Below are 22,332 nucleotides of genomic sequence, written 5' to 3'. Positions count from 1 at the left end.
AGGTGAAGAGACAAACGATACAAGGAAGTGGCCCATGCCCCGTTATACAGCCCCGACGAAAGACCTATCGTTCATTATTCATGATGTCTTGAAAGCCACCCAGTCCGGCATTCCGGGCTATGACGAACTGGAGGCGGATTTCACCGCAGCCATCTTCGAGGAAGCGGGTAAGATCGCATCGGGCTTGCTACAGCCCTTGAACACAATTGGTGATCGCGAAGGCTGCACACTGGAGAACGGCGTGGTGCGCACCCCAACTGGGTTTAAGGCAGCCTTCGAGCAGGTGAAAGCGGGCGGCTGGCCCGGTCTGGACATGCCCGAGCAGTATGGCGGCCAGAACATGCCCGCCCTGATCGGTACCGCAGTGGGCGAGATGTTCTCGGCCTCCAATCAGGCGTTTACCATGTATCAAGGCCTGACGCACGGCGCGGCCTCGGCTATTCTTGCGCATGGTACGGACGCACAAAAGGACATGTATCTGCCCAATATGGTCTCATGCGAATGGACCGGCACGATGAACCTGACAGAGCCCCATTGCGGCACTGATCTTGGGTTGATGCGCACCAAAGCTGCACCACAAGGCGACGGATCATACAAGATTACGGGCCAGAAAATTTTCATCTCGTCCGGCGAGCATGATATGGCCGAAAACATCATCCATCTGGTGCTCGCCAAGATCGAGGGCGGACCGGAGGGCATCAAAGGCGTGTCGCTGTTTATTGTGCCCAAGTTCAACGTGAACGAGGATGGCAGCCTTGGCGCGCGCAACGGGGTTGCTGTCGGCTCCATCGAGGAAAAGATGGGCATTCATGGCAACTCCACCTGCGTGATGAATTATGATGGTGCCACGGGCTACTTGCTTGGCGAGCAGCACAAAGGTATGCGCGCAATGTTCACCATGATGAACGAGGCGCGCCTTGGCGTCGGCATGCAGGGCCTGGCCCAAGCGGACGCCGCCTATCAGAACGCCGTTGATTATGCGAAGGACCGCCTCCAGGGGCGGGCCGTTACTGGGACCGAGAACCCCGATGGCCCCGCCGATCCGCTGATCGTGCACCCCGATATTCGCCGCAGCCTGATGGAACAGAAAAGTTTCACAGAGGGCGCGCGCGCGTTCCTTTTGTGGGGCGCGACATTGATCGACGCGGCGCATCGCTCAGGCGATAATGACGCCGACGGCCTCGTGTCTCTACTCACACCCGTAATCAAAGGGTTCGTGACTGATCAGGGCTATGACATGACTGTCAAAGCGCAACAGGTCTACGGCGGTCACGGCTACATCGAGGAATGGGGCATGTCGCAATACACCCGCGATGCGCGCATTGCGATGATCTATGAGGGCGCGAACGGCGTTCAGGCCCTTGATCTCGTGGGCCGCAAACTCGCGCAAGATGGCGGCAAGCACGTGATGGCGTTTTTCGATCTGGTGAAGGGGTTCTGCAAGGATAATGCAGGTCAGGACGAGGCCTTCGATCGCGACTTTATCGAGCCTCTGAAAGCCGCCTCAAAGGATATGCAAGCAGCCAGCATGTACTTCGTGCAAAACGGTATGAAAAATCCGAACAACGCTTTGGCGGGATCGAATGATTTCATGCACATGTTCGGCCACGTGTGCCTTGGCCTTATGTGGGCGCGCATGGGCAACGCCGCGCGCGAGGCCCTCGTTGGCGGCGCATCTGACGCCGCGTTTTACGAGACGAAACTGGCGACCGGGCGCTATTATATGGCGCGTCAGTTGCCTGCAACAGCGCTGCATCTCAGCCGCATTCAAAGCGGCGCAGAGACGGTTATGGCACTGGACGCCGCCAATTTTTAAACGCGCATGATGCGCGCGCGGGGAGAGCGCGCATCATTTGAAGGGACACGCCTTGCCAAAACGTTTTCGCCTTACACGCCGTTTTCCGGTTTCTATGACCGACGAGGGCTATCGCCGCCTGAAGCGATTTGCGAGCGATGCGGGGCTGGATGAAGGCGAGGCGCTGTCTTTTTTGTTCGAGAATTTCGACAGCGTGACCCACGATGAAAACCTGCCGCACCGTTTGCGGCTCTTCAACGCGGATCTCGAAAAACGCAAACGATAAAGGGGAGAGTATCATGAGCAAATGGATGACGGACGAGCATAAGATGCTCGCACAGATGACCGCCAATTTCATCACGGCCGAGTGGATGCCGAAATACGACAAGTGGCGCAAACAAGGTCAAATGGATATCGAGACGTGGAAAGAGGCGGGCGAGCTTGGCCTCCTTTGCCCCTCCATCCCCGAGGAATATGGCGGCGTTGGCGGTGATTTTGGCCATGAAGCGGTGATTCTGATGGAAGGCTCCCGCGCGAACCTGGCCAGCTGGGGCCACGGCATCCACTCCGGGATCGTGGCACACTACATCCTGTCCTGCGGTACGGAAGATCAGAAGAAACGCCTGCTTCCCAAAATGATTTCAGGCGAACTTGTCGGCGCACTTGCGATGACAGAACCCTCGGGCGGCTCTGATGTGCAGGCGATCAAGACCCGTGCGATCCGCGAGGGGAATGCGTATAAGCTGACGGGTCAAAAAACCTTCATCACCAATGGGCAGCACGCGAACCTGATTCTTGTTGCGGCAAAAACCAACCCCGCCGAGGGCTCCAAAGGCACATCGCTGGTTATCCTTGAAACTGAAGGTGCCGAGGGTTTCGCGCGCGGGCGCAACCTTGACAAAATCGGCGCACATGCGGCCGACACATCCGAGTTGTTCTTCGACAACGTCGATATCCCCGCTGAAAATATTCTCGGCGGCGAAGAGAACCAAGGCTTTTATCAGATGATGCAGCAGCTCCCGCAAGAGCGCCTAATCATTGGCTGCGGCGCAGTTGGCGCTATGGAAGGCGCGGTCGAGCGAACGATCGCCTATTGCAAAGAACGCCAGGCCTTTGGCGGGCCGATCATGCAATTCCAGAACACACGTTTCAAATTGGCCGAATGCCAGACGAAAACCATGGTTGCGCGTGCTTTCCTCGATGAGTGCATCGCAGAACACTTAGAAGGCAAGCTCACCGTCGAAAAGGCGGCGATGGCAAAATACTGGCTGACGGATACCCAAGGCGAAGTGCTCGATGAATGTTTGCAACTGCACGGCGGCTACGGGTTCATGCAGGAATATGCCGTCGCCGAAATGTGGACGGATGCACGCGTGCAGAGGATTTACGGCGGCACGAATGAAATCATGAAAGAGCTCATAGCACGAGGCTTTAAATAGAGCGTTAGACTAGCACAGAGCGGCCCTCCGGGGGAAGTTTACCCGGGAAGATGAAGCAAAAGTGTCCACCCCACCGCCCGCCTCGCAGTCTCGCTAGGCGGCACCTGCGCAGGGCGATGGGGCTTCACCTTCCACATGGCTCAACTCTTCAGTCTGCCATGCACCTCCCATCATGGCGCGTTAACCTTAATGGAATGTGAAGGCCCCCTTCATCTTTCAAAATAAACTTCACAGGGGTCTGGGGATGTGAAATCCCCAGCCTGCCTTTATTAAAAGGAACAGACATATGACCCTTAAGCTCTATTGCTTCGGCGAAAGCGGAAATGCCTACAAGGCCGCACTGACGCTCGAACTTTCCCGCTTGCCTTGGGAGGCCGTCTATGTGGATTTCTTCGGTGGCGAAACGCGTACGCCAGAGTACAAAGCCGGTATCAACGAAATGGGGGAAGTTCCCGTTCTGATCGACACGGACCGTGAGTACACGATTACCCAATCCGGTGCGATCCAGGACTATATCACCGAGCTTTCGGGAACGATGACGGGCACAAACCCGCAAGAGCAGCGCGAAGTCTTGCGCTGGATCCTGTGGGACAATCACAAGCTCTCCTCCATCGCAGGCATGACGCGCTTTTTGATGAACTTCCTGCCAGAAGACAAACGCCCGCAAGAAGTGATCGGCTTCAACCAAGGCCGTCTCAAAGCCGCCTACGCCGTGCTCAACGACCATCTCGCCGGTCGCGACTGGATCGTAGGCACCGCAATCACCACCGCTGACATATCCTGCTGCGGCTATCTGTTTTACCCCGAACCCTTCGGGTTCAATCGCGTGGACTGGCCCCACATCGACGCCTGGCTTACCCGGATCGAGCAGACGCCAGGCTGGAAACACCCCTATGATTTGATGCCCGGCAGCCCCGCTGATCGCGCTTAAAGGAGACCTTTTATGACCGAAGCCTATATCTATGACGCATTGCGCACCCCGCGCGGCAAAGGCCGCAAAGACGGATCCTTGCATGAAGTCACATCGCTGCGGCTGAGCGCGCAAACGCTGAACGCCGTCAAGGAGCGCAACAACCTGACGGGCCACGCCGTCGAGGATGTGATCTGGGGCAACGTCACGCAAGTGATGGAGCAAGGCGGCTGCCTTGCGCGCTCTGCCGTGCTCGCCTCTGATCTAGACGAGCGTATTCCCGGCCTCGCAATCAACCGTTTCTGCGCCTCTGGCATGGAAGCTGTCAACATTGCGGCAAACCAAATCAAAGGCGGCGCGGGCGATGGATACATCGCGGGCGGCGTTGAGATGATGGGCCGCGTTGCCATGGGCAGTGACGGCGCAGCGATTGCTGTGGACCCCTCCATCGCGATGGAGCAGTACTTTGTGCCTCAAGGTATTTCCGCCGATATCATCGCGACAGAGTACGGTTTCACCCGCGATCAAGCAGACGCCTTGGCGGTCGAGTCCCAGCGCCGCGCGAAAGTCGCATGGGACGAAGGGCGCTTTGCAAAGTCCGTCATCACCGTGCGCGACCAGAACGGCATCCCGATCCTTGATCACGATGAATACATGCGCCCACAAACGGACATGCAGAGCCTTGGCGCGCTTAACCCCGCGTTTCAGGCCATGGGCGAGGTCATGCCCGGTTTCGACAAGATCGCGCTAATGAAATATCCGCATCTGGAGAGGATCAACCATATCCACCACGCGGGCAACTCGTCCGGCATCGTAGACGGTGCGGCGGCGGTTCTGATCGGCAACAAGGAATTCGGCATCCGTCATGGCCTTAAGCCACGCGCTAAAATTCGCGCAACGGCCAAGATCGGCACAGACCCGACTATTATGTTGACCGGACCGGTTCCTGTGACCGAAAAGATCCTTGCGGATAATGGGATGTCCATCTCCGATATCGACTTGTTCGAGGTGAACGAGGCCTTCGCATCGGTCGTCATGCGCTTCATGCAGGCGTTCAATGTGGATCATGACAAGGTCAACGTGAACGGCGGCTCCATCGCAATGGGTCACCCTTTGGGCGCGACCGGCGCAATCATCATCGGCACGCTGCTTGACGAGTTGGAGCGCACTGGCAAAGGCGTTGGCCTTGCTACGCTTTGCATCGCCTCCGGCATGGGTGCCGCAACAATTATCGAACGTGTGTGAGGAGAGAGCAAATGACTGACTTCACAATGAACAAAGATGCCCAAGGCATCGCCACAATCACATGGGACGCCGTTGGCAAATCCATGAACGTGATGAACCAAGCAGGCTTTGAAGACCTTGAGGCGCATATCGACGACGCGCTTGGCGACGACGCGGTGAAAGGCATCATCATCACCTCCGGCAAGGAGGGCAGCTTTGCAGGCGGCATGGATTTAAACGTGCTGGCACAAATGAAGGCCGACGCTGGCGAGGATCCTGCAAAGGGACTGTTCGACGGCATCATGAGCATCCACGCATTGCTGCGCAAGATCGAGCGCGCGGGCATGGACCCCAAGACCAACAAAGGCGGCAAGCCGATTGCCTCCGTCCTTCCGGGCACAGCCGTTGGCATTGGCCTGGAGTTGCCACTCGCCACGCACCGTATCTTCTGCGCGGACAACCCCAAGGCCAAGATCGGATTGCCCGAAATCATGGTCGGTATCTTTCCCGGTGCAGGCGGCACCACACGTTTCGTGCGCAAAATGGGCGCAATGGCAGCCTCGCCGTTCCTGCTTGAAGGCAAACTGCTCGCCCCCGCAAAGGCAAAATCCGCTGGCATGATCGACGAAGTCAGCGCCGATCCAATGGCCGATGCACGCGCTTGGGTGCTGTCTGCCAAGGACGCTGATATGCTCAAACCATGGGACGCAAAGGGCTACAAAATGCCCGGCGGCGCGCCCTATCATCCTGCGGGTTTCATGACCTTCGTCGGTGCCTCTGCGATGGTCAACGGCAAGACCCAAGGCGCGTTTCCCGCGGCCAAAGCCCTGCTGAGCGCAGTCTACGAGGGCGCGCTCGTGCCCTTCGATACAGCCCTCAAGATCGAAGCGCGTTGGTTCACCAATATCCTGATGAACCCCTCCTCCACTGCGATGATCCGCTCGCTGTTCCTGAACAAAGAAGCGCTCGACAAAGGCGCGGTGCGCCCCGCAGGCGTGCTAGATCAACGGGTCAAAAAGATCGGCGTTCTCGGCGCGGGCATGATGGGTGCAGGCATTGCATTGGTATCGGCGCAAGCTGGCATTGAGGTCGTATTGATCGATCAGAGCCAAGAAGCAGCGGACAAGGGCAAAGCCTATTCAGCGAGCTACATGGACAAGGGCATCGCGCGTAAAAAGGCGACGCCAGAAAAGAAAGAGGCGCTGTTGTCATTGATCACCGCCACCTCTGATCTGGAAGCGCTCAAAGGCGCGGACCTGATCATCGAGGCGGTGTTCGAGGACCCGAAGGTCAAAGCAGAGATCACAGCGAAGGTCGAGGCAGTGATCCCCGAAGATTGCATCTTTGCCTCCAACACCTCGACCCTGCCAATCAGCGATTTGGCCAAAGCGTCAAAGCGTCCAGAGCAATTCATCGGCATCCACTTCTTTTCTCCTGTGGAGAAAATGCTCTTGGTGGAAATCATCAAAGGCGCAGAAACCGGTGACCGCGCGGTTGCCAAGGCGCTCGATTATGTGCGCCAAATTCGCAAGACGCCTATCGTGGTCAATGACGCGCGTTTCTTCTACGCGAACCGCTGCATCATTCCCTACATCAACGAGGGCGTGCGCATGGTTGGCGAAGGGGTGGAGCCTGCATTAGTGGACAACGCCGCGCGCCAGCTTGGTTTCCCTGTCGGGCCCCTACAGCTTAACGATGAGACTTCAATTGACCTAGGCGTGAAGATCGCAAAGGCCACGAAAGAGGCGCTTGGCAATGCCTATGACGCGGGCGCGGCGGACGATGTTCTGTTCTATCTCTTCGATCAGGGCCGCATGGGCCGCAAGGCGAACGCGGGCTATTACGAGTACGACGAAAAGGGCAAGCGCGTCGGCATCTGGCCCGGTCTACGCGACAAGTTCCCCGTGTCTGATGACCAGCCAACATTGATCGACGTGCAGCATCGCTTGATGTTCTCACAGTGTTTGGAAGCCGTGCGTGCGCTCGAAGAAGGTGTGCTCATGGACATTCGAGAAGGCGATGTGGGAGCGATCCTTGGCTGGGGCTTTGCGCCTTGGTCCGGCGGGCCGCTCAGCTGGCTCGATATGCTGGGATCTGCCTATGCCGCCGAGCGCTGCGATGAGTTGGAAGCGCAATTCGGTGCGCGTTTCAAATGCCCTGACTTGCTGCGCGAGATGGCGGCAAAGAACCAGAGCTTCTACGGACGTTTTAGCAACAAGACCGACGCGGCATAACGCGAACCTTGGGAGCAAGCCTCGCGCTTGCTCCCTTGCCTTGCGCTAGAATTCATAGCCAAAGCGCGCAATGTCTTCGGCGCAAAGGGCGGCAACGAACTCCGCCAAGTCATCGTCGTAATAACTGCGATAATCTTCTGCGCGATCAGAGCTATTCACCCGCCCCACCGTCAGATCAAAGCCCAAGTGCGTTTCAAGCGGCTTCAAGTCCTGCGCCAAATGTTCGATCCGGATATAGGCATCGCAGCGCTCATTGCCGGCCGCGTCGATCATGTAGAAATCCGCTGGACTATTGCGAAAGGCGCGCACGGTTTCGGGATGTCGCAGGAACGGCCCGAACGCCATCTCTTGCGCCAAGCCAACCGCTGGATGATCAAAACTTTGCGCGCGCAGCCAGTGGTAATAACTTACCGCGCGATCCCACGGATTGCGCACGAGTGTGAAGCAGAACATCTTGTCCAACTCCTGTGCGCTAAGCACCCCGTCGATATCCGCTAATGTCGCATGCTTCCAAAGCCGACCCGCAGGTGTCAAATCCGCAAGGCGCTTGCGCCGCTGGCGCGCTTTGGGCGTGTCGCCGATGATCAGATCGTCCTTGGCAGCGCGCGCTTCGAGCGCGAGGGTCAGCGCGGTGCCCGCCGTTTTCGGGATATGCACAAAGACGTAGCTGCGCGCCTTGGAGATGATCATCGCCCTGCCCCTTCTTCTCTCTGGAAATACCCTCGCCGAAGGCCAAGTCTTTCGCAAAAAAGGTATGAAAACTCCTTCATCAAGAAATTTGCCCCCTCATCGATCAGAGCGCAACGCGATTAAGCTACCGGCCCCCGCGATCATCGCGATGCCAATCATCTGCTGCGCGTTCACCCCTTGCCCGAACAGCAAATAGGCAAAGAGCGGGCCGAAGATGAATACCGAATATTCGAACACCGCCACGAAACTCGGCTCGCCGCTTTGATAAGCGCGGATCAAAAAGCCGACGCCGATCAGCGATCCGATCGCCTGCACGAAAATCAAAACCCAAGTCAGCCCCGTTGGCCAGACGAATCCGCGCAGCAAGAAACCTTCCGCCCCCACGGGCGCGAGCGGTGCCCATGGCGCGAGCACGCCAAGGGCGAGCAGGCCAAAGAGGCCTTGCAAGCTGAACAGACCTGCGAGCATCGCAATCGTACTCTCACCCGCGCAGATCCTTTGCGTTGCAACAGAGCCCATCGCATAGAAAAGCCCGCCGAACACGGGCAGGAAATTGACATAGGTTAGCGTGCCATTGCCAGGCCCCAAAACCACAACGATTCCCGCAAAGCCCAAAAGAACCGCCAGAACGCGCAAAGTGCCCACCTTCTCGCCAAAGGCGAAAACCGAAATGAGCAGCACGAATATCGGAGCGGTGAACAGTCCCGCAAGCGCCTGTGCGATCGGCATGAACGCAAGCGAGCCGAAGTAAAACAGCATTCCGATGGCGACCAGCCCGTTGCGCAGCAAAACCGCCCAAAGGCGGATCGGACGCAGCGAGCCAAAACCAAGCCACGCCACCGCGATCAGCATCGGCAAGCCTACGCAGGCGCGCACGAACTGGAACTGCCACAAGCTGATATCACGCGCGATTACGGCAATGTAGTTGTCGATCAAGCCGATGATCAGCATGGCAAGCACCATGAATGTCGCCGCTTGTCTGGGGTTATGCGTCATTGCTCTTTCCATCTTTCAAAACTGCTGCCAACGTGGCGGAAATTCGCGCAGTCAGTCAGGGGAGGATGAACGCGCTATGGGATGGATGAAGGATGAAACAGGTTTAGACAAGCGCGCCGCGAATTTTCGCGCGCTGACGCCGCTGTCGCACTTGCTGCGCGCGGCCAAGGTCTTTCCGAAAAAGAACGCTGTCGTCTATGGCGATCACCGTGTCAGCTACGCCGAATATCACACCCGCTGCACGCGCCTTGCCTCCGGGCTGGCGCGCCTAGGCATCGCGCCCGGCGAAGTGGTCGCAACCATGTTGCCCAACATCCCGGCGCAGGCCGAAGCACATTTTGGCATTCCTGCCTGCGGCGGCGTGCTCAACACGATCAACACCCGGCTCGACACGGGCACCATCGCTTATATTTTCGCGCACGGCGAGGCCAAGGCGGTGCTGGTCGATACCCAATTCCTGCCCTCTGCCGAGGCGGCAATCGCAGCGATGGACGGCGATGGCCCCCTGATCATTGAAGTTCCCGACGCCGCCGCAGGCTATCCTGCCACGGGCCGGCACATGAGCTATGACGCGCTCCTTGCCAGCGGCGATCCCGATTTCTCGTGGCTCATGCCAGAGGACGAATGGGAAAGCCTCGCACTCAATTACACCTCCGGCACAACTGGCCGCCCCAAGGGCGTGGTCTATCATCATCGCGGCGCCTATCTCATGACTATGGGCACTGTCGTCAGTTGGCAATTGACCCTTGCGCCTGTGTATCTCACCATCGTGCCACTGTTTCATTGCAACGGCTGGAACCACACATGGATGATGCCGATGCTGGGCGGCACGATCGTGTGTTGCCGTGATATCACGGCCAGAGCGATGTATGACGCGATCGCGGATGAGGGCGTCACGCATTTTGGCGGTGCGCCCATCGTACTGAATATGCTTGTAAATTCTGAAATCAAGGATCGCCGTGACTTTCCTCAAACGGTCGAAGTGTTCACCGCAGGCGCGCCACCTGCACCTGCGACGCTCTCGAAAATCGAGCAGATGGGTTTCCACATTACTCAGGTCTACGGGCTGACCGAAACCTACGGCCATGTCACCGAATGCCTCTGGGATGGCGAGACTTGGGACGGGCTTGATCCTTCCGCGCGCGCCGCTATCAAGGCGCGTCAGGGCGTCGCCATGCCAATGATGGACCAGATCACGGTGATGGACGCAGAGATGGCACAAGTGCCGATGGACGGGGTTCACCAAGGCGAAATCATGATCCGCGGCAATTCGGTTATGAAGGGTTATCTGAAGAACCAAAGCGCAACGGAAGAGGCCTTTGCAGGCGGGTATTTCCATTCCGGCGATATCGCGGTGCAACATCCCGACACCCACATCCAGATTGCCGATCGCGCCAAGGATATCATCATTTCCGGCGGCGAGAATATTTCATCCGTCGAGATCGAGGGCACGCTGATGGGCCATCCCGCCGTGTCGCTCTGCGCAGTCGTGGCCAAACCTGACGATAAATGGGGCGAAGTGCCTTGCGCCTTTGTCGAACTCCTGCCCGGCGCAAGCGTGACCGAGGCAGAGTTGATCGCCTTTGCACGGCAAAGCCTTGCAGGTTTCAAAACCCCGAAAACGGTGATTTTTCAGGAGTTGCCCAAGACCTCCACCGGTAAAATCCAGAAATTCGAGCTGCGCAAAACCCTGCAAGGCTAAGCCGGCCTAACCCGATTGCCCGCCAGCGCAGGCGCGTGCTATACCGCCGTGAACGAGGCAGAGCAGAAACGCCCGACATGACAGCGCTGACGAAATATGACCGGCTTGAAGCTGCGGGCCTTTGGCGCGCGGCCCCCGACCGTCAGCGCGTGGACGTTATCGTCAGCATCGGGGATGCGACCCTCACCATCAAGGACATGCGCGATCAGGCACTGGCACATTGGTCGCTGGCGGCCATCGCGCGCGCCAACCCCGGCAAACGCCCTGCGCTGTTTCATCCCGAGGGCGATCCAAGCGAAACGCTTGAGATTGCGGCCGATGAGGACGAGATGATCCGCTCCATCGAAAAGCTCCGCCGCGCGGTAGAACGCGCACGCCCGCGCAAAGGGCGCCTGCGCGGAGTGCTCACCTTTGGTGTCCTCGCCGCCGGTCTGGCTGCGGCCGCAGTGTTCCTCCCTGGCGCTTTGGTGGATCATGCACTGCGGGTCGTACCAGACGTGAAGCGCGCCGAAATCGGCAACGCCTTGCTGAGTGAAATGCAGCGCGCAACAGGCGTGCCTTGTGACAACGCCAGTGCGCAAGCCGCGTTGATCGAATTGACCCAGCGCCTGAGCACGGACGACGCGCCGACCTATCTGGCCGTGATGCGCGCAGGCGTGCGCGGCGCAATCCACATGCCGGGCGGGGTGATCCTGATCAGTCGCACTTTGGTAGAGGACCATGAAAGCCCCGAAGTTGTCGCAGGTTACGTGATCGCAGAGCAAACCCGCCGCGCCGCAAGTGACCCGCTGCGCCACTTGCTCCAAAGCGCAGGCTCTTTCGCGACGCTGCGCCTTTTGACCACCAGCCGCATGCCACTTGTCTCGATTAACGACCATGCCAAACAATTGCTGACCGAGCCGCCCACGCCGCTCGAAATAGAACCGCTGCTCGCGCGCTTTGCCGCGCTGGCCGTACCAAGCGCGCCCTACGGCTATGCGGTGGACTTGACGGGCGAGCTGACGCTGCCTTTGATCGAGGGCGATCCTGTGGCAGGCGACGCTGCGCGCGCGATCATGCCTGATGCGTCATGGGTCCGCTTGCAAACGATTTGCGAGGGCTAGCCGTACTATGGCAATCAAGCGCATCGTTTCAAACATCGCGACGCCCCAAGTGGACGACGTGCGTGCCTTTTACTGCGGGTTGTTCGATCTGGACGTCGCGATGGATATGGGATGGATCACGACGCTGACCTCTGGCGCGCAAGCCCAAGTGCAGATCAGCATCGCGAGCGAAGGCGGCACTGGCACCGACGTGCCGGATCTCTCGATCGAAGTGGACAACTTCGATGAAATCTATGCGCGCGCCAAAGCCCAAGGCCTCAACATCCCCTATGAATTGACGATAGAGCCATGGGGTCTGCGCCGTTTCTATGTGCTCGATCCGACCGGCAAACTGCTTAACATACTGGAGCATGGCAACTAGCGGCTAAAGCGCATCGTGTCCGTTAGGATTTTTCCAGCACATGAAACGCAAAAGGCCCCGCTGAACCAGCGAGGCCTTTCTCAATTTACAGTGCCGCCGCCTAGTTGCGCGCGAATGCGTCGCGGAAACCGGCGTTGCGCACGGCCGTCAAAGCACCGTTGGTATGCGCCGCGGAAGCGAATGGCCCCGCGAGAACGATACGCATTTGCTTGCCACCGCGTGTGAATTTACCGATGCGCACGGGAATGCCCATGCGCTGCAACCGGCTCGCGGTATTCTGCGCGTTGCTTTGCACACCGAATGTGCCAACCTGAACAAAGCGCTTGCCCGCGACCTGAGGCTGCTTGCGCGGGGCAGGTGCTGCGGCGACGCGAACCTGCTTTTGCTGCGTCGCGATCGGCTTGCGCACAGCACGTTTCGTGGTCGTGCCGCTTGTGGAAATGACGCGGCGCTGAATTTGCGCACCCTGGCTGATCGCTGCCGCTTGCTCGGCCTGCGAGGTATAGGGGTAAAGCAGGCCCGGAAAGGAGCGCGTCACATCGCGCCCTGTGCTGCGCACGATCAAGCGGCGCGGCACGGTTTGCGACCAGATCAGATCACTCTGCGCTTTGCCTGCAAGGGTTTGATGGGCACGGCGCGTATTCAGCCTGTCATCATCCCATGCCGGGCGGTAACCTTTTGGCGTTGGAGAGAGAACACGGGACGCCTGCTGCTCCTCATAGACGTGACGCGGAACAACAACGGCGTTGGGGTTTACGTTGCTGAGTATCTGCCCACTGGCCGAGCGAAAAGTTCCACCTTTGACATCACCCGCGCGCGTCACGATCGGACCGTCTTGTGGACCACAGCGCACCGGATTGCCGCGTCCACCGATATACTTCTGACTGACAGCAGAGGCGCCTTTACAGATTTGCGATCCCCCAACACGTCGCTGCGTAGCGGCACCGGCCAAAGCCCTGCCCGTTTGCGGCGCGGCGCGGATAACGCGCGGCTGAGTTTGAGGCGCAGGCAATTGCTGCACGCGAACTGACTGCATTTGCACGCGGCCCGGGCGCTGGACGCCGCTGGGCTGGGGGATATTCACGCGCTGCACTTGCGGTGCAGCAGCGGGTTTCGAGGCGACGGTGCGCACAGGCTTGGGTGCAAGCACGCTGGCGACAGTCGCACGCGCAGGGCGCACACCAACAGCAGGTTCGGAGGCGTTTACGCCTGCCCCGATCTGCACGGGCTCGGGCGCTTGCGGCGCTGTGGCAACGGCAGTTCCCGCACCCGCGCCAAGGCTGGGAGAGAGGCCGCAAACCACTTTGCGCGCTCGCGACACGCGCGGCACCCAAGTGGTGTTTCCATCAACGCCTGCGCGGATATAAACGCAGCCTTTGCTATCGACATATTGGCTTGCCGTGAACGAGGCGGGCGGCACTTCCGCAGGCCCGTCATCCCGTTTGAGTGTCTGTGCACCCGCTTCACCAAAGGTAAAAGCGCAAGTTGCCGCAAGAATCGACAACGCGAAGAATCTCTTAAAGTTCATTTTCTGCCCCCACAGATGTAATGGGACAGTGCCTCAGATTCGAACGAGAGTCTAGCGAGCAGATGATCGCAAAGGCGGGTAACCGCCTCTATTTAGTACCAAACATCCGATCACCCGCATCCCCTAGTCCCGGCATGATGTAACCCAGTTCGTTCAGCTTGTCGTCGAGAGAGGCGGTGATGATCGGCACATCGGGGTGCGCTTCCTTCATGCGGGCCACACCTTCAGGTGCAGCAAGCAGGCACAAGAAGCGGATATTGGTAGCACCGGCCTGTTTCAGAAGATCAATCGCAGCCACGGAAGAATTACCCGTAGCCAGCATCGGATCGACGGCGATCACCAGACGATCCTCCAGCGCATCAGGCGCTTTGAAGTAGTATTGCACCGGCTGAAGCGTCTCTTCATCGCGGTACAGGCCAACAAAACCGACCCGCGCAGAAGGGATCAGTTCCAAAACACCATCCAAAAGCCCGTTGCCCGCGCGCAGGATCGAAATCAGCGCGAGTTTCTTGCCATCCAGCGTTGGTGCATCCATTTGCATCATCGGCGTTTCGATACGCTTCGTGGTCATCGGCAGCCCACGCGTGACCTCATAGGCCAAAAGCTGGCTGATCTCGCGTAAAAGCTGACGAAAGACCGCGGTAGATGTCTCTTTCTCTCGCATCAAGGTAAGTTTGTGCTGCACCAAGGGGTGATCAACGACCGTCAAATGTTCCGACATGGCTTATGCCTCCAGTTTCTTAAGAATTTCTGTACGCGTCTCGTCATCGCAGAACGCCGCCTTGGCGGAGGCCTTGGCGATGTCTTTGAACACGGCCTCGTCCCAACCGAATGTGCTGGCAAGATTGCGATATTCATCGCGCATGGTGGTGTGGAAAAACGGCGGATCATCGGTGGAGATTGTCACAGGCACGCCCGCGCGGCGCAGCGTGTCGATCGGGTGCGATTTCCAATCGGGATAAACACCCAAGACAACATTCGAGCCGGGGCAGACCTCTAGCACAATCCCCTTCTCCGCCAATTCATCCAGCAGCGCAGGCTCTTCGACGGCGCGCACGCCATGGCCAATCCGCTCGACGCCCAGATCGCCGACCGCCTCGCGCACTTCGCTGGGGCCGCGCCATTCACCCGCATGCGTGGTCAGGCGCAAACCCGCCTCGCGCGCCATATCGAAACTATATTTGAAATCGCGCTGCTTGCCTTGGTTCTCGTCCCCGCCCATGCCGAAACCGGTAATGAAATCGCCCGCTGTCTCAGCGGCGCAGCGCGCGGCGGTGCGCGCTTGCTCGGGTCCAAAGTGGCGGATGCAGGTGACGATACCGCGCGAGGTGATGCCGAAATCGCGTTTCGCCTCGCTGGCCGCCTCTTGCATCGCAGCAAGGTAGTCGCGCCAAGCGATCACATCACCGCCACCACAAAAATCGGGGCTTATGAAGCTCTCCATGTAGATCACGCCGTTGCGCGCCGCTTCTTCCAGCACAGCCAGGCCAAGGCGTTTGAAATCCTCGGGGCTTTGCAGCACGGTCGTCGCCGCCTCGTAGACGCTCAGAAAATGCACGAAATCGCGAAACGCGTAGGAGCCATCCGCATTGAACACCTTAGTGATGTCGATCTTTTTCTCTTTCGCCAAACCGCGAATGAAAGCAGGCGGGGCTGCACCCTCGTAATGGGTGTGCAACTCGACCTTGGGCAGGTCCATAATGGCCGCCATTTCTTCGCTTTTCTCGCTCATAAGAAACTCCGTCCTGCGGTTTGGCTTGCGATCCCAAGATGCGCGGCAATGCTCGCCGCGACGTCCATGAAGGCGCAGGTGCCTATTTCGCCCACTCCCACGCCATACGCAAGGACGGGAACCTGCTCGCGGGTGTGATCGGTGCCGGGCCAGCTTGGATCATTGCCGTGATCAGCTGTGAGAATGAGCAGATCCCCCGCTCCAAGACGCGGCAAGAATTGCCCGAGCCACAGATCGAAGCGCTCAAGCGCCGCGGCGTAACCCGCCACGTCGCGGCGATGGCCGTATTCAGTGTCGAACTCGACTAGATTTGCGAACACCAGATCGCCCTCGCCCGCAGTCTCTGCCAGCCCGTCAAGCGCGCGCATCAGCTCCACATCGCGCCCCTTATGCGATGTATCTATGCCGCTCATCGAAAAGATATCGCCGATCTTGCCAACGCCGTGAACGTTGCCGCCCGCGTCTTGCACCCAGTTGCTGAGCACTGGTGCGGGAGGCGGAATCGCGAAATCGCGCCGGTTGGCGGTGCGTTTGAAGCCCTTCTCGGGCGAGCCGGTAAAGGGACGTGCGATCACGCGGCCAACGCGCATGGCGTGCAGCATCGGCGCAAGATCGCGGCACATTTGCAAAAGGCGCTCCAGTCCGAACGCCTCTTCATGCGCAGCGATCTGCAAAACGCTGTCGGCTGATGTGTAGCAAATCGGCTGGCCCGTGCGCAGATGCTCTGCCCCAAGATCGTCGATCACTTTGGTGCCCGAGGCGTGCGCGTTGCACAAAATGCCCTGCGTTCCGGCAGCCTGGCAAAGGGCTTGTCGCACGGCTTCGGGGAAGGCGGGCATTGTGTCGGGGAAATAAGTCCACTCCCACGGCACAGGCAATCCTGCGAGCTCCCAGTGGCCCGAGGGCGTGTCCTTGCCGCGCGAAATCTCGCGTGCGACGCCCCATTTGCCTTGCGGCTCTGCATCTAGGCCCGGCGTGTCGATCCCTGTTGCATGGCGCACCGCAGCCCCAAGGCCAAGCGCATCCATATTCGGAACATTCAGGCCGTGCTGCGCAATGATATGCCCCAGCGTATTGGCTCCCGTGTCCGGTAGATCACCGTTGAAAAATTCGCCCGCATCCGGTGCACCGCCGCAACCGACGCTGTCGAGCACGATAAGAAATGCGCGCACCATCAGCTGATCACCGCGTGCACGAGTGGCGTGGTTTTAGGGGCTTCGGGCGCTATCATGATGCTTTCGTGAATGGCTGCTGCGGCGCGATCCGCCTGCCCTTCGCGCGCGGCGTGAATGCGCGCAAGCGGCTGGCCCTTCGCGATCCTCATACCAATGCGCACAACCTCCGACAGACCCACCGCAGGATCCACCAGATCGCTTTCCACCTGCCGCCCGCCACCAAGCGCGACCACGACAAGGCCAAGCGCTTCACCGTCAATAGCGCTGATATATCCTGCGCTTTGCGCCGTGACTTCGCGGATAACGGGTGCTTCGGGCAGGTAGCGTTCGGGCGTATCGATAAAGCCCAAAGGCCCACCCATCGCCGCGATCATCTTTCCGAACCGCTCGGCTGCCGCGCCGCTGGTTATGGCATTGCTCAACTTTTCGCGCGCCGCATCTTCGCTGGCGACTTGCCCCGCGCTGAAGAGCAACTGTGCACCAAGGGCGAGGGTCAATTCATAAAGCGGGCCGCGCGCAGCCCCGCGCAAAACCTTCATAACTTCTATCACTTCAAGCGCATTTCCAAGCGCGGGCGCGAGCGGCGCGTTCATATCGGTGATCAACGCGCGCGTCGGGCAGCCCGCCAGATTTGCCGTCTCGACAAGCGCGCCCGCAAGTGCGCGCGCCTCCGCTTCGCTTTTCATGAAAGCGCCCGACCCAACCTTCACATCGAGCACCAGACCATCCAGCCCGGCGGCCAATTTCTTGGACAGGATCGACGCAGTGATCAGATCAAGGCTTTCCACCGTCGCAGTCACATCACGGATCGCATAAAGACGCTTGTCCGCAGGGGCGATATCGGCGCTGGCGCTGACGATCGCACAGCCTGCGCTCGCGACGATCTGGTGAAAGCGCGCGCCGTCGACCGTGGTGGACAGGCCCGGAATGCTCTCCATTTTATCCAGTGTGCCGCCTGTGTGCCCAAGGCCGCGCCCCGAAATCATCGGAACGTAAACGCCGCAAGCCGCAAGCGCAGGGGCCAGCACGAGGCTGACGCAATCGCCGACACCGCCAGTGGAATGCTTGTCCAGAACAGGGCCATCCAATTGCCATTTCAACGTCTCGCCGCTATCGCGCATGGCAAGCGTGAGCGCTGCGCGCCCGTCGCAGCCCAGCCCTTGCAGGCAGACCGCCATCGCAAAAGCCCCCGCCTGTGCATCGCTGACGGTGTGATCGGCAAGGCCCTGCGCGAACCATGTCAAAGCCTCAGCGCGCAGGTCTTCGCCGCGCCGCAGCGCTCCAATAATCTCGCGCGCATCCATTCAGGAACCGCTCATGAAACTGGCGTCGAACGCGCCCGGAAGCAGCTCGGCCACGGTCATTTTCAACTCTGTTCCCGAAGTCGTCGCGAGCGTTACCACAACCTCGCGCGCCGCAAATTCTGCGATTTTCTGGCGGCACCCGCCGCAGGGCGGCACGGGCGCGGGGCTCTCGGCGATAACATAGACTTCCGCAATCTCTCGCTCGCCCGCGGCGCACATGGCGGCGATCGCGCCGGCCTCTGCGCAGGTACCTTCGGGATAGGCGACATTTTCAACGTTGCAGCCTTGATAGATCGCGCCGGATGCGGTGCGAATGGCCGCGCCGACCTTGAAGTTCGAATAGGGCGCGTGGGCGTTTGCACGCACCTCTGTGGCCGCTGTGCGTAGAGTCATTCCGGTGCTCCTGTCCAGGTTCGAAAGGTGCCGGGCAAGGACACTTCGAGCAGTTCCAAATCATCCGAGGCATCCGCGTAGCGCGTCAACATCGAGGGCGGTGTCACGAAAGCATCCCCCGCTGCGAGCGGATAGGGATCACGGTCTTCGCCCTCCAGCGTCATGCTACCCTCCATCACGAATGTGAAGTGGATATCGCTATCATGTGCGCTCCATTCCGGCGTGCCCTCGCTTCGCTTAACCACATGAACGCCCGCAACATTTTGCGTGTTTTGTGCAATCAACGTGTCGCGGCTACGAAAGCCTTTGAGGCGGAAGTCCTGCCACTCGGCTTCGTCGGCCTTGTGATGTACGAAGCGTTGCCCCTGAAAGATGCGATCGGGGTTTGCAGGCCCGTTGGGAAGCTCCATATCATGATCAATCGACGTGATATGCTCGGCGGGAACTCCGATTTCAATCACCTCGATATTGTCGGATGCAAACAACACGCGGTGGCGGATTTCTGGCGGTTGGATCACGCAGTTGCCAGCATAAAGGCGGAAGGGTTCGCCCTGATCCTCATAGACCAGATCAACCCAGCCGCGATAACAAAAAATAAGCTGAAACCCGACGGTGTGATAGTGCACCATGTCGGGCACGGGACCGCCATCGGGGATACGAATATGCGACGCGATGATCGAGCCGCCAAGGCGATCGGGGATCAGATCACGGTAGTGCATGCCCGCGCGCCCTACGACCCAAGGGGCCTGATCCGCAAGGCGGCGCACGACGAAGGAATGCAGCGTGCTGGGCAACACCAAAGCGGGCTGCATTTCAACCACCTCGACCTTTGTGCCGCCCGGGGCCACCTGCGCACCGTAGCCGCCAATCCTATCGGGCACATCTGTACGCAAGCGTAGGGTTACAGGCGCAATATCGCTTTCCTGATCGAGCCGCAGAGACACCCCATGCCCGGAAAACACCGCAACCTGCGGGTCGTCGGCGGGATAGATCATATCCATCTTGAACCCGAGATTTTTGGTGAAAAAGGCAATATCCGCTCGGATATCGCTGGTTGGGCCGCAAATTTCGGCTTTTATATCAGACATCCGCCCCCCTTTTGACGCGACTCTCGCGCTGCGCTTCGGGCAGAGTGTCAAGCGCCAAGCCTATTTGCAAGATATCAAGGAAACTGTATCAAAGCAGGGCTGTATATTCGCGTTCAAAAATGTAGTTTAACGTCAAACCAGTACCAGCGCGGCGGCAAAAGGGGCAAGGCGATGACGGAAAAAGAAGCAGAAATTGCAAAAGAAAACACGCGCAAGGCAGCGCTGGATTATCATGAATTCCCCAAGCCCGGTAAGCTGGAAATCCGTGCGACCAAACCGCTGGCCAATGGCCGCGATCTTGCCCGCGCCTACTCGCCCGGCGTCGCGGAAGCCTGCATCGAAATCGCCAAGACGCCCTCGGACGCCTCGCGCTACACCGCACGCGGCAATCTGGTGGCGGTCGTCACCAACGGCTCTGCGGTTCTGGGACTTGGCAACATCGGCGCGCTGGCCTCCAAACCGGTGATGGAGGGCAAGGCGGTTCTGTTCAAACAGTTCGCGGGCATTGACTGCTTTGACATCGAAGTTGATGAAAAAGACCCAGTAAAGCTCGCAGATATCGTTTGCGCACTCGAGCCGACCTTCGGCGCGATCAACCTCGAAGACATCAAAGCCCCCGACTGCTTTATCGTCGAGCAAATCTGCCGTGAACGGATGGGTATCCCTGTCTTTCATGACGATCAGCACGGCACGGCCATCGTCGTCGGCGCGGCGGCCACCAACGCGCTTTATGTGTCGAAAAAGAAATTCGAGGACATCAAGATCGTTTCAACAGGCGGCGGCGCGGCGGGCATTGCTTGCCTCAACATGCTGCTGAAACTCGGGGTAAAGCGGGAAAACGTCTGGCTTTGCGACATTCACGGCCTCGTCTATGAGGGCCGCGTCGAGGATATGAATCCGCAAAAGGCAGCCTTTGCGCAAAAGAGTGATCTGCGCACGCTCGGTGATGTGATCGAGGGCGCGGATATGTTCCTTGGCCTCTCTGGCCCTAACGTTCTAAAGGCGGAAATGGTTGCGAAAATGGCCAAGCGCCCAATCATTTTCGCGCTGGCCAATCCCAACCCCGAAATTGATCCCGCAGCCGCACGCAAAGTAGCACCAGATGCAATCATCGCCACTGGCCGCAGCGATTATCCCAATCAAGTCAACAACGTGCTCTGCTTCCCCTTCATCTTTCGCGGGGCGCTGGATGTGGGGGCGACACAAATCAACGATGAAATGCAGCTTGCCTGCATCGCGGGTATTGCGGAGCTTGCGCGCGCGACCACCAGCGCCGAAGCCGCCGCCGCCTATCAGGGCGAGCAACTGACATTCGGCGCTGATTATCTTATCCCAAAGCCCTTCGATCCGCGCCTGTCAGCCGTCGTTTCCTCTGCCGTCGCGCAGGCCGCGATGGAAACCGGCGTGGCGACCAAGCCGCTTGCGGACCTCGATGCCTACCGTGATCGGCTCAACGCCTCGGTGTTCAAATCGGCCCTGCTCATGCGCCCTGTGTTCGAGGCAGCGGCGACTGCAGCGCGCCGCATCGTTTTTGCCGAGGGCGAGGACGAACGCGTGCTGCGCGCTGCTCAGGCCATTCTGGAGGAGACCACAGAGACCCCAATCCTGATCGGTCGCCCCGATGTGATCAACGCACGCTGCGAACGTGCCGGTTTGAATATCCGCCCCGACCGCGATTTCAAAATCGTTAACCCGGAAAACGATCCACGTTACCGCGATTATTGGGAAACCTACCACGCCATCATGTCGCGCCGCGGCGTCACGCCCGATATCGCCCGCGCGGTGATGCGCACCAATTCCACCGCGATCGGCGCGGTCATGGTGCACCGCGATGAGGCCGACAGCCTGATCTGCGGCACATTTGGCGAATATCGCTGGCATTTAAACTATGTCACCCAAATCCTCGGCACGCCCGAGCAGCGCCCCGATGGCGCACTGTCCTTGATGATTTTGGAGGATGGTCCCTTACTGGTCGCGGACACCCATGTCTGGTCCTTACCAACGCCTGAGCAGATTGCCAAAAGCGCGATCGGCGCGGCGCGCCATGCACGCCGTTTCGGGATAGAGCCGCGCATCGCCTTCTGCTCGCAAAGCCAATTCGGCAATCAGGCCGAAGGCCCTGGCAAACGCCTGCGCGCCGCCATGGCGATCCTCGATCAAATGGATACAGATTTTGCTTACGAGGGCGAAATGAACGTAGATGCGGCGCTTGATCCTGATCTGCGCGAACGCCTTTTGCCCGGTGGCCGCCTAACAGGTGCGGCGAACGTTCTAATCTTTGGTCACGCCGATGCGGCCTCCGCGACGCGCAACGTGCTCAAGATGAAAGCGGGCGGCCTCGAGGTCGGCCCGGTTCTGATGGGCATGGGCAACCGCGCGCATATCGTAACGCCGGGCGTGTCTGCGCGCGGCTTGCTGAATATGGCTGCGGTCGCGGGGACGCCGGTTTCGAACTACGGATAGCTTTAAGGCAGTGAGTCGGTCGCGGCAGGCTTTGCAAATTTGCAAACAGCCGTGCCCGCGCCCACTGTTATCGCTAAACTTGGCAGCTTTGCAAAAATCTGCAAGGCGATGATCGCAAACTCTGCAAACTTATTGCGGCAATCCGTCCCTTTGACGGCCTTGGAGCTTGCCGCCTGCCCGCGCGCAGGCCTAACA

General features: G+C 59.2%; 19 protein-coding genes. 10 read left to right on the top strand and 9 right to left on the bottom strand.

Annotated features, from left to right (window positions below; genetic code table 11):
* Positions 1-34 precede the first annotated feature (34 nt).
* The 6 genes from B9P63_RS07165 to B9P63_RS07140 all read left to right on the top strand — a co-directional run bounded on the left by B9P63_RS07165 (position 35) and on the right by B9P63_RS07140 (position 7,602).
* On the top strand, positions 35-1,816 hold the full coding sequence (locus B9P63_RS07165; protein WP_085307849.1) for an acyl-CoA dehydrogenase C-terminal domain-containing protein: 1,782 nt from the start codon (positions 35-37) through the stop codon (positions 1,814-1,816).
* A 52-nt stretch (positions 1,817-1,868) separates the two neighbouring features.
* Positions 1,869-2,081 carry a hypothetical protein gene (locus B9P63_RS07160; RefSeq protein ID WP_085307848.1) on the top strand — a complete coding sequence of 71 codons (213 nt, stop codon included), beginning with the start codon at positions 1,869-1,871 and terminating at the stop codon, positions 2,079-2,081.
* A 13-nt stretch (positions 2,082-2,094) separates the two neighbouring features.
* Positions 2,095-3,234, top strand: coding sequence for an acyl-CoA dehydrogenase family protein (locus B9P63_RS07155; protein WP_085307847.1), 1,140 nt, complete (start codon positions 2,095-2,097; stop codon positions 3,232-3,234).
* Positions 3,235-3,520: 286 nt separating this feature from the next.
* Positions 3,521-4,165, top strand: coding sequence for a glutathione S-transferase family protein (locus B9P63_RS07150; protein WP_085307846.1), 645 nt, complete (start codon positions 3,521-3,523; stop codon positions 4,163-4,165).
* Between the two features lie 12 nt (positions 4,166-4,177).
* On the top strand, positions 4,178-5,389 hold the full coding sequence (locus B9P63_RS07145) for an acetyl-CoA C-acetyltransferase (RefSeq protein ID WP_085307845.1): 1,212 nt from the start codon (positions 4,178-4,180) through the stop codon (positions 5,387-5,389).
* 11 nt (positions 5,390-5,400) lie between these two features.
* Positions 5,401-7,602 (top strand): 3-hydroxyacyl-CoA dehydrogenase NAD-binding domain-containing protein, encoded by a 2,202-nt coding sequence (locus tag B9P63_RS07140; RefSeq protein WP_085307844.1) that lies wholly within the window; start codon positions 5,401-5,403, stop codon positions 7,600-7,602.
* Between the two features lie 45 nt (positions 7,603-7,647).
* Here the strand turns inward: B9P63_RS07140 and B9P63_RS07135 are convergent, their stop codons facing one another.
* Positions 7,648-8,292 carry a sulfotransferase family 2 domain-containing protein gene (locus B9P63_RS07135; protein WP_085307843.1) on the bottom strand — a complete coding sequence of 215 codons (645 nt, stop codon included), beginning with the start codon at positions 8,290-8,292 and terminating at the stop codon, positions 7,648-7,650.
* A 96-nt stretch (positions 8,293-8,388) separates the two neighbouring features.
* Positions 8,389-9,288: a DMT family transporter gene (locus B9P63_RS07130; RefSeq protein WP_245830573.1), complete on the bottom strand. Its 900-nt coding sequence runs from the start codon at positions 9,286-9,288 to the stop codon at positions 8,389-8,391.
* A 76-nt stretch (positions 9,289-9,364) separates the two neighbouring features.
* Between B9P63_RS07130 and B9P63_RS07125 the strand changes: the two genes are divergently transcribed.
* From B9P63_RS07125 to B9P63_RS07115, 3 genes are all read left to right on the top strand, one after another.
* Positions 9,365-10,990 (top strand): AMP-binding protein, encoded by a 1,626-nt coding sequence (locus B9P63_RS07125; protein WP_085307841.1) that lies wholly within the window; start codon positions 9,365-9,367, stop codon positions 10,988-10,990.
* A 77-nt stretch (positions 10,991-11,067) separates the two neighbouring features.
* Positions 11,068-12,093 carry a hypothetical protein gene (locus B9P63_RS07120; RefSeq protein ID WP_085307840.1) on the top strand — a complete coding sequence of 342 codons (1,026 nt, stop codon included), beginning with the start codon at positions 11,068-11,070 and terminating at the stop codon, positions 12,091-12,093.
* A 7-nt stretch (positions 12,094-12,100) separates the two neighbouring features.
* Positions 12,101-12,454 carry a VOC family protein gene (locus B9P63_RS07115; RefSeq protein ID WP_085307839.1) on the top strand — a complete coding sequence of 118 codons (354 nt, stop codon included), beginning with the start codon at positions 12,101-12,103 and terminating at the stop codon, positions 12,452-12,454.
* A 100-nt stretch (positions 12,455-12,554) separates the two neighbouring features.
* On the opposite strand, the gene B9P63_RS07110 is transcribed toward B9P63_RS07115, so the two are convergent.
* The 7 genes from B9P63_RS07110 to B9P63_RS07080 all read right to left on the bottom strand — a co-directional run bounded on the left by B9P63_RS07110 (position 12,555) and on the right by B9P63_RS07080 (position 19,674).
* Positions 12,555-13,982, bottom strand: a complete 1,428-nt coding sequence (locus B9P63_RS07110; RefSeq protein ID WP_085307838.1) for an SPOR domain-containing protein — start codon at positions 13,980-13,982, stop codon at positions 12,555-12,557.
* An 88-nt stretch (positions 13,983-14,070) separates the two neighbouring features.
* On the bottom strand, positions 14,071-14,703 hold the full coding sequence (gene upp / locus B9P63_RS07105) for a uracil phosphoribosyltransferase (protein ID WP_085307837.1): 633 nt from the start codon (positions 14,701-14,703) through the stop codon (positions 14,071-14,073).
* A gap of 3 nt (positions 14,704-14,706) precedes the next feature.
* Entirely contained in the window at positions 14,707-15,714 is a 1,008-nt protein-coding gene (locus tag B9P63_RS07100) for an adenosine deaminase (RefSeq protein ID WP_085307836.1), read from the bottom strand.
* A complete protein-coding gene (locus B9P63_RS07095) occupies positions 15,711-16,889 on the bottom strand; it encodes a phosphopentomutase (protein ID WP_085307835.1) in 1,179 nt (392 codons plus the stop codon). Before B9P63_RS07095 ends, B9P63_RS07100 begins: the two co-directional genes overlap by 4 nt.
* The gene (locus B9P63_RS07090) at positions 16,889-18,193 is read right to left on the bottom strand and encodes a thymidine phosphorylase (protein ID WP_085307834.1); all 1,305 of its coding nucleotides are present in this window, start codon (positions 18,191-18,193) and stop codon (positions 16,889-16,891) included. Before B9P63_RS07090 ends, B9P63_RS07095 begins: the two co-directional genes overlap by 1 nt.
* Positions 18,194-18,586 carry a cytidine deaminase gene (locus B9P63_RS07085; RefSeq protein ID WP_085307833.1) on the bottom strand — a complete coding sequence of 131 codons (393 nt, stop codon included), beginning with the start codon at positions 18,584-18,586 and terminating at the stop codon, positions 18,194-18,196.
* A complete protein-coding gene (locus B9P63_RS07080) occupies positions 18,583-19,674 on the bottom strand; it encodes a cupin domain-containing protein (protein ID WP_085307832.1) in 1,092 nt (363 codons plus the stop codon). Before B9P63_RS07080 ends, B9P63_RS07085 begins: the two co-directional genes overlap by 4 nt.
* Before the next feature lie 171 nt (positions 19,675-19,845).
* Here B9P63_RS07080 and B9P63_RS07075 point away from each other — a divergent pair, with 171 nt between their 5' ends.
* Entirely contained in the window at positions 19,846-22,137 is a 2,292-nt protein-coding gene (locus tag B9P63_RS07075) for an NADP-dependent malic enzyme (RefSeq protein ID WP_085307831.1), read from the top strand.
* Positions 22,138-22,332: the final 195 nt, after the last annotated feature.

Source organism: Planktotalea arctica, from assembly GCF_002105285.1.
Lineage (GTDB): Bacteria > Pseudomonadota > Alphaproteobacteria > Rhodobacterales > Rhodobacteraceae > Planktotalea > Planktotalea arctica.
Note: the sequence above shows the minus strand (reverse complement) of the source record. Positions and strands in the feature narration are given on the sequence as shown.

Excerpts from the sequence above, each read along its gene's own strand:
- B9P63_RS07135 (WP_085307843.1), bottom strand. The coding sequence starts at position 8,292 with ATGATCATCTCCAAGGCGCGCAGCTACGTCTTTGTGCATATCCCGAAA.
- upp (WP_085307837.1), bottom strand. The coding sequence starts at position 14,703 with ATGTCGGAACATTTGACGGTCGTTGATCACCCCTTGGTGCAGCACAAA.
- B9P63_RS07085 (WP_085307833.1), bottom strand. The coding sequence starts at position 18,586 with ATGACTCTACGCACAGCGGCCACAGAGGTGCGTGCAAACGCCCACGCG.
- B9P63_RS07150 (WP_085307846.1), top strand. The coding sequence starts at position 3,521 with ATGACCCTTAAGCTCTATTGCTTCGGCGAAAGCGGAAATGCCTACAAG.
- B9P63_RS07130 (WP_245830573.1), bottom strand. The coding sequence starts at position 9,288 with ATGACGCATAACCCCAGACAAGCGGCGACATTCATGGTGCTTGCCATG.
- B9P63_RS07140 (WP_085307844.1), top strand. The coding sequence starts at position 5,401 with ATGACTGACTTCACAATGAACAAAGATGCCCAAGGCATCGCCACAATC.
- B9P63_RS07095 (WP_085307835.1), bottom strand. The coding sequence starts at position 16,889 with ATGGTGCGCGCATTTCTTATCGTGCTCGACAGCGTCGGTTGCGGCGGT.
- B9P63_RS07075 (WP_085307831.1), top strand. The coding sequence starts at position 19,846 with ATGACGGAAAAAGAAGCAGAAATTGCAAAAGAAAACACGCGCAAGGCA.
- B9P63_RS07125 (WP_085307841.1), top strand. The coding sequence starts at position 9,365 with ATGGGATGGATGAAGGATGAAACAGGTTTAGACAAGCGCGCCGCGAAT.
- B9P63_RS07145 (WP_085307845.1), top strand. The coding sequence starts at position 4,178 with ATGACCGAAGCCTATATCTATGACGCATTGCGCACCCCGCGCGGCAAA.
- B9P63_RS07165 (WP_085307849.1), top strand. The coding sequence starts at position 35 with ATGCCCCGTTATACAGCCCCGACGAAAGACCTATCGTTCATTATTCAT.
- B9P63_RS07110 (WP_085307838.1), bottom strand. The coding sequence starts at position 13,982 with ATGAACTTTAAGAGATTCTTCGCGTTGTCGATTCTTGCGGCAACTTGC.
- B9P63_RS07115 (WP_085307839.1), top strand. The coding sequence starts at position 12,101 with ATGGCAATCAAGCGCATCGTTTCAAACATCGCGACGCCCCAAGTGGAC.
- B9P63_RS07100 (WP_085307836.1), bottom strand. The coding sequence starts at position 15,714 with ATGAGCGAGAAAAGCGAAGAAATGGCGGCCATTATGGACCTGCCCAAG.
- B9P63_RS07120 (WP_085307840.1), top strand. The coding sequence starts at position 11,068 with ATGACAGCGCTGACGAAATATGACCGGCTTGAAGCTGCGGGCCTTTGG.
- B9P63_RS07090 (WP_085307834.1), bottom strand. The coding sequence starts at position 18,193 with ATGGATGCGCGCGAGATTATTGGAGCGCTGCGGCGCGGCGAAGACCTG.
- B9P63_RS07080 (WP_085307832.1), bottom strand. The coding sequence starts at position 19,674 with ATGTCTGATATAAAAGCCGAAATTTGCGGCCCAACCAGCGATATCCGA.
- B9P63_RS07155 (WP_085307847.1), top strand. The coding sequence starts at position 2,095 with ATGAGCAAATGGATGACGGACGAGCATAAGATGCTCGCACAGATGACC.